The following is a 16,703-nucleotide window of genomic DNA, read 5'->3' as shown; positions in this document are numbered from 1 at the left end:
TCTTCCCATGATCAACGTGACCAATCGTACCAATATTAACATGCGGTTTTGTTCGTTCAAACTTGCTCTTCGCCATTTGAGCTCTCCATTTTCCGTCCAAACCAAGGACTAAGTTAAAAATTAATTACCAACCTGAAATTACGCGTATTTCTTTTGAATCTCCAAAGCAACAGCCGAAGGTACAGGCTCGTAATGATCAAACTGCATTGTATACTGCGCACGCCCCTGACTCATAGAGCGAAGAGTATTCACATAACCAAACATATTTGCTAAAGGAACCATTGCATTCACAACCGTTGCAATGCCGCGTGCTTCAGTTCCTGAAATCTGTCCCCGACGAGAATTGAGATCACCAATAACATCACCAACATAATCATCTGGTGTAACAACTTCCACCTTCATGATCGGTTCAAGAAGCTGTGCACCAGCCTTCTTTGCCCCATCACGAAAAGCCGCACGAGCAGCAATCTCAAAAGCCAAAACCGAAGAATCAACATCGTGATAGCCACCATCAATGAGAGTCGCTTTTACACCAAGCATAGGAAAGCCCGCAAGAGGACCTGACCCCATAACACTCTCAATCCCTTTTTGGACACCAGGAATATATTCTTTAGGAACAGCACCACCAACAATCTTTGACTCAAAAATAAAATCATCACCATCATGAGGCTCAAAAACAATTTTCACACGAGCAAATTGACCGGCACCACCCGATTGTTTCTTATGCGTATAATCAATTTCCGCCATTTTAGTAATTGACTCACGATAAGCAACTTGAGGCTGCCCAACATTTGCTTCAACTTTAAACTCGCGCCGCATACGGTCGACAATAATATCAAGATGAAGTTCACCCATTCCAGCTATAATAGTTTGACCTGATTCTTCATCCGATTTAACACGAAACGAGGGATCTTCCGCCGCTAAACGATTAAGAGCAATCCCCATTTTTTCTTGATCTGCTTTTGTTTTCGGTTCAATTGCAATCTCAATAACGGGCTCAGGAAATTCCATCCGCTCCAAAATAACAGGCTTCAAAGGATCGCAAAGAGTATCACCCGTTGTCGTCTCCTTAAGCCCTGCAAGAGCAACAATATCACCAGCAAATGCCTCTTCAATATCCTCACGAGAATTTGAATGCATTTGAAGCATACGCCCCAAACGTTCCTTCTTCTTCTTCACAGTATTCTCAAGAGAAATACCCTTCTGAACTTTACCAGAATAAATACGACAGAACGTCAACGAACCAACAAAAGGATCATTCATAATTTTAAAAGCAAGCATAGATAGCGGAGCATCATCAGAAGATTCGCGTGTCGTCTCAGCCTCAGTCTTTACATCAATACCCTTAATCGCCGGGATATCAATTGGAGAAGGAAGATAGGAAACAACAGCATCCAAAAGTGGCTGCACCCCCTTGTTTTTAAAAGCCGTACCACAAAGAACCGGATGAAATTGAACTTCTACTGTCCCCCGACGAATGAGAGAAACAAGTTGCTCATTGGTTGGCATAACACCTTCCAAATAAGCCTCTGTCGCAGCTTCATCAACCTCCACGGCCATCTCAATCAATTTCTCGCGATATTCTTCAGCTTTCTCCTTTAAATCAGAGGGAATTTCACTTATTACCGCCGAGGCACCAATAGAACCATCCCACTTTAAAGCCTTCATCTCTACAAGATCAACAACTCCTTCAAAGTCATTTTCAGCACCAATCGGCAACTGCAAAACAAGCGCTTTAGCACCCAACCGAGAGCCAACCATCTCCACACTACGATAGAAATCAGCTCCTATTTTGTCCATTTTATTAACAAAAACCATACGAGGCACACGATATTTTTCAGCTTGCCGCCAAACAGTTTCCGTCTGAGGCTCCACACCAGCATTTGCATCCAACAAGGCTATTGCACCATCAAGAACACGCAAAGAGCGCTCAACTTCAATCGTAAAATCAACGTGCCCTGGCGTATCAATAATATTAAAGCGACGCTTCCGACCGTCCTGCCCTTCCCAAAATGTCGTTGTCGCAGCAGACGTAATCGTAATACCACGCTCCTGCTCCTGCTCCATCCAATCCATTGTAGAAGCACCATCATGGGTCTCGCCAATTTTATGATTCTTACCGGTATAGAACAGAATACGTTCAGTCATCGTAGTCTTACCAGCATCAATATGCGCCATAATACCAAAATTACGATAATCTTCAATTTTATATTCGCGAGCCATTATATTTGCCTTAGTTTAAAACTTCTACCAGCGATAGTGAGAAAAAGCACGATTAGCTTCAGCCATACGATGAACATCTTCACGCTTTTTCACGGCAGAACCACGATTATTAGCCGCATCCATCAATTCACCAGATAAACGCTCAACCATCGTCGTTTCATTTCGACCACGTGCCGCCGCTATCAACCAACGAATAGCAAGAGCCTGACGACGATCAGGACGAACATCAATCGGAACTTGATAAGTAGCACCACCAACACGGCGTGAACGAACCTCAATATGAGGAGCAACATTCTCTAAAGCTCGATGAAATAGAGCCACAGGATCTGTTTTTACTCTTTTTTCTACAGAATCAAGCGCACCATAAACAATACGCTCTGCAACTGATTTTTTACCATCAAACATAATGGCATTCATAAATTTCATAATAACCAAATCACCAAATTTTGGATCTGGATTAATCTCACGCTTTTCTGCTCTATGACGACGGGACATTGGCTTTGTCTCTCAATATTATTTTGGACGCTTTGCGCCATACTTCGAACGACGCTGTTTACGATTCTTGACACCCTGTGTATCAAGCAAACCACGAATAATGTGATAACGAACTCCTGGCAAATCTTTCACACGACCACCACGAATCATTACAACAGAGTGCTCTTGAAGATTATGTCCCTCTCCAGGAATATAACCAATCACCTCAAATCCATTCGTCAAGCGAATTTTAGCAACCTTACGAAGAGCAGAATTAGGTTTCTTCGGTGTTGTTGTATAAACACGCGTACAAACACCACGCTTCTGCGGATTCGACTGCAGAGCAGGAACCTTATTACGTTTAACTGGCGCCACACGCGGCTTTCGAATCAACTGGTTTACGGTAGGCATGCAACCTTCCTCTTTTCGATCTACATTCGTCTTACCCAATCGGGCTTTTCTATCTTAATTTCCATCCACCCCAACAAAATCGGAACAGATATCTAAGTCTACACACAAAATCGGGCACACCTGCACAAAACAGTTCACCCGACCATAAGCAGAGAAGGCAATAGCCTTTTGCACTAGCATTTGCTTTTAATCTTCTTAACACCTGTGAATAATTTTCCGGCTCATATCCAAAACACCTGATTACATCCACATCGGTTATGTTCATTCCTAATAGCGAGAACACGTACATTCGTCAAGAACTAAACAGCATAAAGTTTTTTAAAAATGAAAATAAATTAAATTTTAAAGCTTTAAATTTGCTTTTACCGCTACTCTTGATAAATTAATTTACCATAGTAATATCCCCTATAAACAAAAAAGATGTGACTGTAGTAAAACATAAATGCAGTAAATTGAATTGCATATTTGATATCTAATGATGAGCACCATGAAAATAGCAACGTGGAATATTGCTGGAATAAAAGCGCGACATGAAACATTATGTCAATGGCTGCAGCAAAGCCAACCGGACATAGTCTGTTTACAGGAAATTAAAAGTATTGATGAAAATTTTCCACGCGATACAATTGAAAATTTAGGTTACCATATAGAAACGCACGGACAAAAAAGTTTTAATGGCGTTGCGATTCTCTCTAAAAAAACACCAGATGAAGTGATCCGTCGATTACCAGGCAATGATAATGATAAACAAACACGTTACATTGAAGCTGTTTATTCAACAAACAAAGGTGTTGTTCGTGTTGCATCTCTCTATTTGCCAAATGGGAATCCTATTGAGAGTGAAAAATATTCCTATAAGATAGAATGGATGGAAAGATTATATACACATGCAAAATCATTACTTGCGTATGAAGAACCTCTTATTCTAGCAGGTGATTATAATGTCATCCCCACTCCATTAGATGCAAAAAAACCTCAAGAATGGTATCAAGATGCCTTATTTCTTCGAGAAACAAGAAAAGTATTCCAATGTATTCTTCATTTAGGTTTTTATGATGCTATCCGGAATGTCACCGATACTCCCTCCTTCAGTTTTTGGGATTTTCAGGCGGGTGCTTGGCCTAAAAATAATGGGATTCGCATTGATCATTTATTATTATCACCAGAAGCTGTTGATCAATTAATTTGCGCTCATAGTCAAACAGAAGTAAGGGGATATCAAAAACCATCCGACCACGTTCCTGTTTGGATTCACCTTAATATCAATTAAGAAAGTACAATCCTCATTTCATGAGACAACAAAAAAATTCCACTCAAAAATAATAACTATGCTACAGCATATAAACAGTATATTTTAAGTACATAAAATAAAAAATAAATGAATGGAGGACATAAATGAAGAAATCATTGTTAATGCTTATTGCAGCAACGGCCATTGGATTTACAAGTGTCGCACATGCTGAACATGATACTCTTGAAAAAATAAAACGAACAGGGGAAATTACTTTAGGTGTCCGTGAATCGTCTGGTTTAGCCTACGCCCTTGGTAATAATAAATATGTAGGTTTTCATACAGAAATGGCAGAACGGATCATTGATGATATCTCAAAAAAAATTGGTAAACCAATTAAAATTCATTATCTTCCCATCACTTCTCAAAATAGAATTCCTCTCTTAAAAAATAAAACCTATGATTTTGAGTGCGGCTCAACAACAAATGATATTGCTCGCAGTAAAGAAGCAGCATTTGCTTATACGACATACATTGAAGAGGTTCGGATTGCTGTAAAGAAAAACTCTAACATTAAATCTCTTGAGGATTTAAAGGGAAAAACAGTTGCAACGACCACCGGTACAACATCTGTTCAACTTATTCGTAAAAATAAACGTGCAAAAAACATTCAGTTTAAGGTTTTAAAGGGGAAAGATCACGGAGATAGTTTTTTATTATTAGAATCTGGTAAGGCAGATGCTTTTGTCATGGACGCTTCAATTCTTGCTGGACATATTGCTAAATCAAAGAATCCATCTGATTATGTCATTCTTGATACTGTACTTTCAGTCGAACCTATTGCCTGTATGCTCAGATTACATGACAAAAAATTTGAACAAACAATCAACGATAGTATCGTACGTCAGATTAAAGATGAATCACTGGAAAAGCTTTATAATAAGTGGTTTATGAAACCGATCCCACCTGCTAACACTGTTATGAACCTTCCCTTATCAAAACAAACAAGATATGCCTGGGATCACCCAAATAATAAGCCTCGAGAAAGCTACGCAGAAAAAGATTTATAGAATCTAATAAAGAAGAACCACACTCTTTTGAAATTGAGTGTGGTTTATATTTTAATTCACTTTTTAATAAATTTGGCCTATGTAGATATGCTTGGTTTATTGCCCTATTTGTGAATGACTAATTTGAGGGAATATCAATTAATGGACTTTTCTTTCCTTTGTAGAGATGACCTTACTCAAACATTGGTAACAGGATGCTTGGGGACTCCCGGCGTGAGCCATACCTATTTAGATACACTTCTCGATGGCTTTAAAAATACGGTTATATTGTCTATCACTTCACTTATATTAGCTGTATTGTGTGGTGTTATTATAGGAACAATGCGCACTTTACCCAAAACATCCATAATCAATTATATATTTCGCACTATCGGTACTATTTGGGTAGAGATTATGCGTAATATTCCCCTCCTTGTACAAGTGTTTTTGTGGTATTTTGTTGTTCCGAAGATTTATCCACCAGCGATGAAATTTTCCCCCATTCTCTTAATAACATGCGCATTGGGATTCTTTACATCTGCACGCATTGCTGAACAGGTTCGTTCAGGCATTGAAGCGATTCCTTCTGGACAACGCTATGCTGCTATGGCAATGGGGTTTACAACTTATCAAAGTTATCGCTATATTATTCTACCACGTGCTATACGTGCAATTATGCCACCTCTTACTTCAGAAGCAATGGGGATTGTGAAAAATTCGTCTATAGCATTCGCCGTTTCAATAAATGAGCTCATGCAATTTCAATACCAAGCAATTGAAGAGGTAAGCCATGTTTACGAAAATTATTTACTTGTTACGGCTCTTTATATTCTAATAGCCTTATTTGTATTCATTGTGATGACAGTCATTGAACAAATACTCAAAATTCCTAATTTTCAAACAAAGGGAAATTGAATATGATGAATTTCATAAGCTCTCAGTTTGGATTTTATTCTCCTTTCAATTTTTCCGACTTTGATTTTTCCTTTTTTACCTTTGATGTATTTCGTTCTTACATTTTATCAGGTTTACTCTTTAGCGTTTTTCTAACTCTTTTTGCAACGGTGTTGGGATTTGTTTTCGGTACGCTTTTAGCAATGATGCGCCTTTCTTCCATAAAACTTCTTTCTTGGTTTGCAATCAGTTACATAACAGCTATGCGTTCAATACCCCTTGTGATGGTTATCTTATGGTTTTTCGTGCTTCTGCCTTTTTTAACCGGTATATCCATCGGTGCAAATAAATCAGCACTCATTACCTTTACCGCATTTGAAACGGCTTATTTTGCTGAGATTATGCGTGCTGGAATCAATTCAGTTCCGCAAGGACAAAAATATGCAGGACAAGCTCTTGGAATGACATATTGGCAAAGTATGTACATTGTCATTCTTCCTCAAGCCTTTAGAGATATGCTTCCAGTCTTTTTAACACAAGTTATTATCCTTTTTCAGGATACAACCCTTGTTTATGCCATCAGTGGTCATAGCCTTTTGAATGGTTTTGATATTGCTGCTAATAATTTTGGTGTAAAGCAAGAAGCTTATATCTTAGCAGCTATTTTCTATTTTGTTATCTGTTTTACACTGTCACAAATAGTTTTGTATTTACAAAAAAAAGTATCCATTATTCGCTAACAGGAAAAAAAATGTCTACTCATATGATCGAAATAAAAAATGTTTCTAATTGGTATGGCGAAATTAAAGTCCTTAAAAACTGTACAACCAATATTAATAAAGGAGAAGTCGTTGTCGTTTGTGGTCCATCAGGCTCAGGAAAGTCAACACTCATTAAAACTATTAACGCTCTCGTCCCTTTTCAAAAAGGTGAAATTTGGATTAATGGAATACCTGTTCATTCAAAAAAAACGAATCTGCCTAAATTGCGAAGTCAGGTAGGAATGGTGTTTCAACACTTCGAGCTTTTCCCTCATTTATCTGTCACAGAAAATTTGACAATTGCACAAATCAAAGTCCTAAAACGAAGCAAAAAAGAAGCACTTGAACGTGGATTGTTATATCTTGAACGCGTTGGACTCATTGAACACAAAGATAAATATCCTGGTCAACTTTCTGGAGGGCAACAACAACGTGTTGCTATTGCACGTGCCTTAACCATGGATCCACTTGTCATGCTTTTTGATGAACCAACATCTGCTCTAGATCCTGAAATGGTAGGTGAAGTACTCGATGTCATGATTAGCTTAGCAGAAGAAGGTATGACGATGATTTGTGTAACCCATGAAATGGGATTTGCACAAAAAGTCTCGGAGCGTGTTATTTTCATAGATCAAGGAACAATTCTTGAAGACTGTTCATCTAAAGAGTTCTTTTCTGATCCGCAAGCAAGAAAACCGAGAACGCAAGAATTTTTGTCTAAGATCCTAAGTCATTAGCCGTTAGATTATCAAAAAAAGCTATCTTTATTATGAACTTGTATACAAGAAAATAGAGTTTAATATAATATGAGAGAGTGTAAAAATATTACAATAAGATGTTTAAAAACTGTTATTCTTTAAAATCTCAGCAACCAGTCAAATTGCTGTACGTCTCTCAGATTCATTACAAAGAGCAAAAGCCTCTTCTTGCAAAGGGTGAATCAAATTTTTGTCTTTTACATTAGCTTTTTTATAGGCAGCAGTTAAAATTGCTGCCCCACGGACAATTTTTCCTTCTTTAAGCAGTATATTTCCAAGCATTGTTTGAACAGAAGGATTTCCTTTTTTTTGCTGAGAGTTTAAACCATCGTGGCTTGTAAAGGATTTTTCTCCCTTCCCTCTCCCTTTAAAAATATTTTTCCTAAATGATACTGAGCTTTAGGATTTCCATAGTTTACCGCAGACTGCATATAAAGACAAACAGTATAAGAAGGATCAGGTTTCATAGGTGATTGAGGAATACCTTTTTTATATATCCTGCAAGTTTAACCAATGCATCAGAAACATAACTTTCATCTTCTGAACCAAGATCTGTACCTTTTTCAAAGATATATGCAAAAAAATGATATGTCTTGTAATCATCTTTAGGAACACCATCACCCTTTGCATAGATGTAGCCAAGTTTCCAATTCGCACCGATATGGCCCCTCTTAGCAGCACAACGGAGTGCTGGAATAGCCTGATTTATATGCCCATTTCTATACGTTAAAAAAAATAAAACGAACCATCATTCGCTTCTTGCAAGCTATTGACATCTATTACACAAACAGTCGAAAAGAATCCCCCTAAAATCACAACAATCGTGACTTTTTTCCATATCTGAAACCTATTAACCATTCCCCCCTTACCTCAATTTTAATGATTATATCTGTTACAAATTTCTTTGTAGATATTTAAACTCTTTTTCTTAGTAAGAAGCATACGCAATTTTAAAGTAAAAATTTTAAAAGAAAAAACAAATAGATAAAAACCATCCAAAATGTTCGATAAAATTAAGTATCAATTTTTATATATAACAAATTGATTTTTAAATATAAATCATCATTCTATATTTTGTAACACACCCTTTAACATTCTAGGATTTATTGATCTTAAAATTTTATACGTATGAGCAAAAATCGTTCAATAGAATAACGTGCATTAAACCGCAACTTGAGAACGAAGAGAATACATGATGAATGGCAAGCGTTTAAGTATAAAAAACAATACGAAAGATGGATAAATATAATGATGATAGTTAACTTATAACTTCACAACTGCCTTACCACCTTAAAGATGAAGTTTTTTGTCTCTGCCAATCTATAAACAATACAGCTTTTTGTTTAACAGATTGCACCTGACATCATTTCACATGGGGTTAGTTCATACTTTACACACAAGTTCTACCTTAGAATACTCACCACTACATACAAAAAAATACCACATGTGTAATTTTACATACCTTATATTGCTACTCTAAATGATGATATTTTATAATAATAAAGCAAGAAATTGATTTATAATGATAATTTACCTTTTTGCACTTTGAATAAGTCCCTCAAATATCGTAAGATTCTCTCATTCCAAACCTGTTCCATGTTAAATCACTCAAAACCATCCGCTTGCACATTACAAGTAGAGAGAGCTATGTGGATAAAAACTCTGTGTAAGAAAGAACTAAAAATGCCTCTTACGAACGGTCTGAGCCAAGAGCTGTCCTGATTGGACAGAATGATACCGGCGCTTGCTACTTCACAAGCATAAAGAAGGGAAGCTCTATGGATTTACTGTTATAGCATTCATTCTACGTCATGGAATAGGCTTAGATGCCTTAAAAGATATCTCTTTAATGATAAACATAAAACTATGGATTTCAGTAGAGATTTTATGATCGTTCATGAAAAACTAACAAAAGAAAAGTTTCCTTTAAAGAAGATCTATACCAGCCCTACTGATATGAAATTATCTATCAAAAAAATAAAAAGCTGAAATCAATCTAACCGCTCTAAAGCAACAAATATTTTTTTCTGCGCTGCACGCAGTTCTAAAACCCTGTTCCGCTCACGCTCAACAATTTCTGCTTTTGCATTTGCTATAAATTGGGGGTTGTTTAACTTAAGCGATATTTTTTCAATATCTTGTTCAATTTTACTAACATCCTTCCTCAAACGAACACGTTCAGCTTCCAAATCAATCAACTGTCCTAAGGGCAAACAAAAAACAGCCTCTCCCAAAATCATTTGTGCTGATACTTCCGGAACTTTATCAGAGAAATCAATAACTTCAATACGCGCTAATTTTTTAAGAAGTGCATCATAACGCTTCACACGCTCTCGCGTTACTTCCCCTCCTTCAACAACAACAAGAGGTGCTTGCGTAGCCACTGGAATATTCATTTCAAAACGTACAGCCCGAATCCCCGTGATGACATCAATAAGCCAATTAATATCATCAGCAGCTTCTTCATCTATCAATGTTTCCTCTGGCCATTTTGTCAATGCGAGCATATCCTCACGCTTGATGGCTTGCGTTTCTGTAAGAGACCACAACTCTTCCGTCATATATGGCATAAAAGGATGAAGAAGTTTATAAACTTCATCTAAAACCCAAGCAGTACAAGCTTGAGCCTCATTTTTAGCATCTTCATTTTCCCCCTGAAAAATAGGTTTGAGAAGTTCCAAATACCAATCACAGAGTGTATTCCAAATGAAACGATAAAGTGTAGCGGCAGACTCATTAAATTTATAGTGTTCAATACCAATTGTCACTGCTGAAATCGTTTTAGAGAGTTCCGTTAAAATCCAACGATTAAGCGCCAGTTTTGCTTGTTCTGGTTTAAAAGCTGGATCATGCTTCACACCATTCATCTGTGCAAATCGGGTAGCATTCCACAATTTCGTAGCAAAATTACGATAACCAGCAATACGGGAAACATCAAGTTTTACATCACGACCTTGTGCTGCCATAATAGCCAAAGTAAAACGAAGTGCATCAGCGCTATACTGATCAACAAGCTCTAAGGGATCGATAATATTTCCCTTAGATTTTGACATCTTTGCACCCTTTTGATCCCGTACCAGAGCATGCACATAAACCGTTGGGAAAGGAACATCACCCATAAAGTGAAGTCCCATCATCATCATACGAGCAACCCAGAAAAAAATAATATCAAACCCTGTCACGCATAAAGATGTTGGATAAAAAGTAGACAACTCAGTCGTTTTATTGGGCCATCCTAATGTTGAAAAAGGCCAAAGAGCTGATGAAAACCAAGTATCTAAAACATCCGGATCACGGATTAATTCAACCACCTCACCATAATGAGCAACGGCTGAATCTAAAGCCTCTTCTTCACTTTTTTCAACAAAAACTGTTCCATCAGGTCCATACCAAGCAGGAATCTGATGTCCCCACCATAATTGGCGAGAAATGCACCAAGGTTGAATATTTTGCATCCAATTGAAGTAGGTCTTTTTCCAGTTATCGGGAACGAACTGCGTTTTTCCTTGTTGAACAGCCTCTATCGCTGGCTTTGCTAATTCAGCAGCATGAACATACCATTGATCTGTCAAAAAAGGCTCAATAGGAACACCACTGCGATCTCCATGAGGAACCATATGGGGATGATCATCAACAGAAGCCAAATATCCCTGTTCTTTCATCAAAGCAACAATCTTCTGGCGCGCAACAAAACGATCAGATTTATCGAGACTTTCTACTAACATTTCTAATTCATCTGATAATATCAAACCATCAAAAAATGCTTCATTCTCACGGAGAAAAATCTCAGCTTTTGGGGTAAAAATATTGATCAAGCGTAAATGATTACGCAGCCCCACTTCAAAGTCATTAAAGTCATGGGCTGGCGTGATTTTTACAGCACCACTTCCAGCCTCAGGATCAGCATGCATATCACCAACAATTAATAACCGACGACCAACAAGCGGCAAAAGAGCATTTTTACCGATAAGATTTTTATAACGCTCATCTTCAGGATTAACAGCAATTCCTGTATCACCAAGCATTGTTTCTGGTCGTGTTGTCGCCACTGTTATAAAAGTTGTCGCATCATTTGGATCAAAAACTTTACCTTCAAGTGGATATCTAAAGTGCCACAAATGTCCTTGAACTTCTTTTTGCTCAACTTCAAGATCTGAAATAGCTGTCAACAATTTAGGATCCCAATTGACGAGGCGCTTATCCCTATATATCAGCCCTTGCTTATAAAGCGTGACAAAAACTTCACGAACCGCCTGCGACAACCCCTCATCCATTGTAAACCGCTCACGCGACCAATCACATGAAATCCCAAGACGGCGCAACTGGTTTGCAATAATGCCTCCAGTTTCATAACGCCATTTCCAAATACGCTCAATAAACTTTTCTCTTCCCATTTCTTGACGCGTTGGTTCTTGGCGTTCTGCAAGTTGGCGCTCTACAACCATTTGTGTAGCAATCCCAGCATGATCCATACCAGGCTGCCACAACACATTCCTGCCACGCATCCGCTGAAATCTAACCATTATATCTTGAATTGTCGTATTGAGTGCGTGCCCCATATGAAGTGAGCCGGTAACATTCGGGGGTGGAAGCATAACGCAAAAAGTTTCTGCACCACTTTTAGAACCCACTCCTGCTTTAAAAGCCCCACGAGTCTCCCATCTCTTTGCAACCCGTTGCTCTATAGAGGCAGCATCATAGTTTTTTTCTAACATTCTATCCATCCATAACGCCGCTGAACAACACAATATATGATCAAATCCTGATCAAAATTTCGTGAATCTCAGCCATTCACTAGAGAGCTCGCACAATCGCAAACAAAATCCCCATAAAATGAAAAACATAAAAATAATGTAAAAATAATTAAGACGATTTCTTAATCGCCTTCACAATCTCTTCACGCAAAATATCTTCCAGCAAAACAGGCAATTTAGACTGTAACCATTCAGCTATAGCCGGACGCAATACATCCTTTGCAATCTTTTCTGCAGAAGAAATACAATATGCAGACAATTCCACATGACCATCCCTTCCAGCGTCTGACTGTGATTTTCTTATCTCATCTTCATATTCTTTTGCTTTATAAACAGAATTCCGTTCTTCAGAAGAAAGCTTCATCTTTTGCATATCCATACCAACTGTATTATTTTCTGCCTCTATATCCTCTTTCTCTTGCGTTATCTTCCCTCCTTGATTTTCAGAAGAAAGACCAATACGATCAGCTAAAGCTTTCATAGCATCATCAACCGATAAGGTTGTATCATAAATACCCTCGGATGCCACTTCTGAAGCATTCAGTGCAACATCTTCATTTAAAAAGTGATCAGATTGAACCGCATTTTCTTCGATTATTTCACGAATAGATGTTAAAATTTCATCCATACTTGGCTCACGTAACACGCTTGAACTCTGTACCATACTTTACAACCTCTCAAAGACGCAACAACAAATAGAATCATATTTTCAGTGTATGCAAAAGAATTATAAGATCAACATGCCTCCTATGATATTTTCAAATATGCTTGTCATAAAGAGGGCGCTACACACAGTTTTCTACACTTATAAAAATAATATCTCGCCGCAATATCTTTCAACATATTCAACTGTTGACTTACTAATCTTTTAAAAACTAAAATAATTTAATAAGATTCAAAGAGATACTTTTATGTATTATCGGATATATTGAATTGTTTTTAAACCTAAATAACTTGCAGTCAACTTACCAATAGAAGATTGAACACTATAGCTCGCCACAACAGCATTACGCTCTGCCATTGCAAGCGCAATTTGAGCATTAATCAATTGAGTACGAGAATTTAAAACATCCAATGTCGTTGCTTGCCCTACGCGATTTTCTTGAACACGACCTTTCAGAGCAATTTCAGCAGCACGAACACTTTCACGATAAGCAACAACAGATGAGCGTGCGCCCTCCAACTGAAACCAAGCAGAAGTAAGTGCTTGTCGGGTATTGCTATGCGCCAAATCGAGTTGAAGCTGCGCCTGTCCAAGCTGTTCCCTTGATTGGCGAATTTGCGCAGACGTACGCCCTCCTTCAAAAATTGGGACACTCACTGACAACCCTATTGATTTAGAAACGCCATCCTCTCCAGGACCACTATAAATTCGATTATAAGACGCTGTCGCAGAAAAATCTACCTTAGGGAGCAATGCACCTTCTTTTGCCTTTACATTGTAAACACTCGCATCGACTAAATATTTAGCATAAAGGATTGCTGGATGCATAGAAACGCTCATCTGGTAAGCCATATCAAGGTTGGCAGGAAAATCTCTGGCTACGGGAGGGCTTTTTAACTTTTCAGGATCAGAACCAATAACTTGTCGATACACTGCCTCGGCTGCTTTTACATCAGCACGAGCAAGACTCAGCTCTGAAACTGCCACGGAACGTGCTGCTTGAGCTTGAGCAAGATCAACACGCCCTCCCTCACCCACATCAAATTTTGCTTTATCGGAACGAACTTGCTCTTCAAGAGCTGCCAAATTTTCTCTCCGAAGATCGGCAATACGACGTGCCTGATAGACATTAGCATAAGCCGTTACAGTTTCCAGAAAAGTATTTTGTTCAGCATTACGAAGATACTCACGTTGAGCCTGCAACTTAACTTGCGCTGAAGAAAAGATATTTTGCGTGATAAACCCGTCAAATAATCTTTGATTTAATCTCACGCCTATAGATCCAGAAGTCACATAAGGACCTGTAAAAGACTTATTGCGCCCATAGTTCCCAACCCCCTCAACTTGTGGCAACAACCCCGATCGCGCAATAACAACATCCTCTCTGGATATACGCACAGCTGCACGTTCACTATTCAACTTAGCATTGTGTTTATAAGCCTTAGAAAAGGCATCCATCAATGTTTCAGCACAAACAGTCTCTGATAAAAAAATACTCAACACCAACAACAAACATGCCTGAAACTTCTTGTTTATTTTTAACACAATACACACAACAACATACCCCAAATAAATTACGAAATTATCTTTTATTCACCGAACAAACAAGCTCTAAAATACAAAACCAGGTGTTTTTAAAAAACAAGGAAGAGGCTTTACAGCAAGATTAAAAGCACGACGAGCCGAGATGATCCCATCTTCTTTTATATAGATTTGTGCAACAGCAGCATTTCCATGCCCTTCAACCACAACAAGACGTCCACAGTCTTTCATTTGATCAAAGATACCTTGAGGAATAAAATCAACAGATCCCTCAATGAAAATCACATCATAAGGTCCCTCAACGGCATATCCTTGCTCTAAAGGACCATGAACGACAACCACATTATCACATTGATTACGTTCTAAAGCGTCAAGAGCACGTTCAAAGAGAGATTGATCACTTTCCAGCGCAATCACAGATCCTGCAAGTTTTGCAAGCAACGCTGCACAATAACCACTATTTGCACCAATATCTAAAACAACATCTGATGATTTTACAGCGGCAAGCTGTAGTAATTTTGCTAGAGACGCAGGTTTCATCAAATAGCGTGCAGGAACCCCATCTTGCACTGGACATAGAACAATATCGGTATCAAGATAACTTAACATTTTCATATCTTCCGATACAAAATCTTCACGAAATACCGTTAAAAAGGCTTCAAGAACTGATAAATCCGTTACATCGACTGTACGAATTTGATTGTCAACCATTTTGCGACGAAGCTCAGCAAAATCTGCAACCATAACGAATATTTTCTCCTAACCTACAAAAAACAAACAAAACAGCGACAATAAGGGATGAAGATCTCTTAAACTATAGGTGTTACAAAAAAGGACGCCACAGTCAACAATTAGATTTTAACTATATAATCTCTCACATAAAAGTGTCTTCACAAGAATAGAGGGAAATAATCTATTTTCCTATACCTCATCTCCCCTAAAAGCCGTTTCGTTTAAAATCGGCTGGAGGCCTCGCCCGGAATCGAACCGGGATACAAGGATTTGCAGTCCTCTGCGTAACCATTCCGCCACGAGGCCTCGTCAACAAACATAAAGGTTTCCATAAGGGAAGGCAACGCATCCGTCAAGGTGTAGAAATCTTCTCACACCTTTTTTCCTCTTATTACACAATTTATCATATTTTTTTAAAAAAAGTAATTTTATCCTTTGCAAATCAGTATTGCTTTGCTATAGCCTTTTCAATTAAATAATTGGGCACCGTTCCCCGGTAGCTCAGCGGTAGAGCAACCGGCTGTTAACCGGTTGGTCGCTGGTTCGAATCCGGCCCGGGGAGCCACTTTTCTTTTATTCCACGTAGTTTATTGTTTTTTCTCAAGCTTTTAGACATGAGGGATTCGTTAATAAAAGTGAGGGAATAGGATTTTTGCAATAAATATAGAAACGCAATATCATACGGGATGTGTTTTTTTGCAATGAACGCAAAAAGCAATTGATTCATTTTAGAATAGCACAAATAAGATTACTTTTTTCAAACCACCGCGCTTCTATAAGAGGGCACTGCAATTATTTGCATATTATAAATTACGATTTCTTTCATCAAAGATGAATTATTAAGCTCCATCAGCAATGAAACTGTATCATATTTTTTTCCAAAGAAAGAATGATTTATACTCAATAAAGAAATTAAACTTAAAAACCTGCTCATGAAGCAACCATTTTGAAAAATGGAAGAATCAATAATCAAGGTCATATATTATCTCCATACACCCCACATAATCTCCTCCCCATCCTAAAAGCAAAAAATATAAAACAAATCTGTAAACACTCCGACGTCTTATCTAACAGGTTATTCCTCCTGCTAACGACTTCAACGCTTTACAAACAACCTTGCCTTGTTCACCACACTGTCATAAAACATTTAATACATAAAGTCTTATAGGCTTTATATCTCCCAAATACTTTATATCCCCCCCCAAATAAT

General features: G+C 38.0%; 12 protein-coding genes, 2 tRNA genes and 2 pseudogenes. 6 read left to right on the top strand and 10 right to left on the bottom strand.

Annotated features, from left to right (window positions below; translation table 11 throughout):
* From ACFIM8_RS08125 to rpsL, 4 genes and pseudogenes are all read right to left on the bottom strand, one after another.
* Nucleotides 1-76: pseudogene (locus tag ACFIM8_RS08125) on the bottom strand (elongation factor Tu); the annotation flags it as partial.
* Between the two features lie 62 nt (nt 77-138).
* Nucleotides 139-2,223 (bottom strand): elongation factor G, encoded by a 2,085-nt coding sequence (fusA, locus tag ACFIM8_RS08120; protein ID WP_375607436.1) that lies wholly within the window; start codon nt 2,221-2,223, stop codon nt 139-141.
* 24 nt (nt 2,224-2,247) lie between these two features.
* The gene (rpsG, locus tag ACFIM8_RS08115) at nt 2,248-2,718 is read right to left on the bottom strand and encodes a 30S ribosomal protein S7 (RefSeq protein ID WP_273791452.1); all 471 of its coding nucleotides are present in this window, start codon (nt 2,716-2,718) and stop codon (nt 2,248-2,250) included.
* An 18-nt stretch (nt 2,719-2,736) separates the two neighbouring features.
* On the bottom strand, nt 2,737-3,108 hold the full coding sequence (rpsL, locus tag ACFIM8_RS08110; RefSeq protein ID WP_005773262.1) for a 30S ribosomal protein S12: 372 nt from the start codon (nt 3,106-3,108) through the stop codon (nt 2,737-2,739).
* 487 nt (nt 3,109-3,595) lie between these two features.
* Between rpsL and xth the strand changes: the two genes are divergently transcribed.
* From xth to ACFIM8_RS08085, 5 genes are all read left to right on the top strand, one after another.
* Entirely contained in the window at nt 3,596-4,378 is a 783-nt protein-coding gene (xth, locus tag ACFIM8_RS08105; protein WP_375614760.1) for an exodeoxyribonuclease III, read from the top strand.
* A 125-nt stretch (nt 4,379-4,503) separates the two neighbouring features.
* Nucleotides 4,504-5,409 (top strand): transporter substrate-binding domain-containing protein, encoded by a 906-nt coding sequence (locus tag ACFIM8_RS08100; protein ID WP_375607438.1) that lies wholly within the window; start codon nt 4,504-4,506, stop codon nt 5,407-5,409.
* A 141-nt stretch (nt 5,410-5,550) separates the two neighbouring features.
* Complete coding sequence (locus tag ACFIM8_RS08095; protein WP_375607439.1) at nt 5,551-6,303, top strand: amino acid ABC transporter permease; 753 nt, start codon at nt 5,551-5,553, stop codon at nt 6,301-6,303.
* A 2-nt stretch (nt 6,304-6,305) separates the two neighbouring features.
* The gene (locus tag ACFIM8_RS08090; RefSeq protein ID WP_375607440.1) at nt 6,306-7,022 is read left to right on the top strand and encodes an amino acid ABC transporter permease; all 717 of its coding nucleotides are present in this window, start codon (nt 6,306-6,308) and stop codon (nt 7,020-7,022) included.
* Nucleotides 7,023-7,033: 11 nt separating this feature from the next.
* Nucleotides 7,034-7,780 (top strand): amino acid ABC transporter ATP-binding protein, encoded by a 747-nt coding sequence (locus tag ACFIM8_RS08085; RefSeq protein WP_273791447.1) that lies wholly within the window; start codon nt 7,034-7,036, stop codon nt 7,778-7,780.
* Nucleotides 7,781-7,918: 138 nt separating this feature from the next.
* Here the strand turns inward: ACFIM8_RS08085 and ACFIM8_RS08080 are convergent.
* The 6 genes and pseudogenes from ACFIM8_RS08080 to ACFIM8_RS08055 all read right to left on the bottom strand — a co-directional run bounded on the left by ACFIM8_RS08080 (nt 7,919) and on the right by ACFIM8_RS08055 (nt 15,799).
* Nucleotides 7,919-8,659, bottom strand: a pseudogene (locus ACFIM8_RS08080) (tetratricopeptide repeat protein).
* Nucleotides 8,660-9,792: 1,133 nt separating this feature from the next.
* A complete protein-coding gene (locus ACFIM8_RS08075) occupies nt 9,793-12,516 on the bottom strand; it encodes a valine--tRNA ligase (RefSeq protein WP_375607441.1) in 2,724 nt (907 codons plus the stop codon).
* A gap of 148 nt (nt 12,517-12,664) precedes the next feature.
* The gene (locus tag ACFIM8_RS08070) at nt 12,665-13,219 is read right to left on the bottom strand and encodes a DUF2497 domain-containing protein (protein ID WP_375607442.1); all 555 of its coding nucleotides are present in this window, start codon (nt 13,217-13,219) and stop codon (nt 12,665-12,667) included.
* A 252-nt stretch (nt 13,220-13,471) separates the two neighbouring features.
* The gene (locus tag ACFIM8_RS08065; RefSeq protein ID WP_375607443.1) at nt 13,472-14,722 is read right to left on the bottom strand and encodes a TolC family outer membrane protein; all 1,251 of its coding nucleotides are present in this window, start codon (nt 14,720-14,722) and stop codon (nt 13,472-13,474) included.
* Between the two features lie 108 nt (nt 14,723-14,830).
* Nucleotides 14,831-15,505, bottom strand: a complete 675-nt coding sequence (locus ACFIM8_RS08060) for a protein-L-isoaspartate O-methyltransferase (RefSeq protein WP_375609293.1) — start codon at nt 15,503-15,505, stop codon at nt 14,831-14,833.
* 220 nt (nt 15,506-15,725) lie between these two features.
* Nucleotides 15,726-15,799 (bottom strand) — tRNA-Cys (locus ACFIM8_RS08055).
* 184 nt (nt 15,800-15,983) lie between these two features.
* On the opposite strand from ACFIM8_RS08055, the gene ACFIM8_RS08050 reads away from it, so the two are divergent.
* Nucleotides 15,984-16,058 (top strand) — tRNA-Asn (locus ACFIM8_RS08050).
* The last annotated feature ends 645 nt before the right edge of the window (nt 16,059-16,703 follow it).

The sequence above is a fragment of the Bartonella sp. AC535YNZD genome, from assembly GCF_042196625.1.
Taxonomy (GTDB): domain Bacteria; phylum Pseudomonadota; class Alphaproteobacteria; order Rhizobiales; family Rhizobiaceae; genus Bartonella.
Note: the sequence above shows the minus strand (reverse complement) of the source record. Positions and strands in the feature narration are given on the sequence as shown.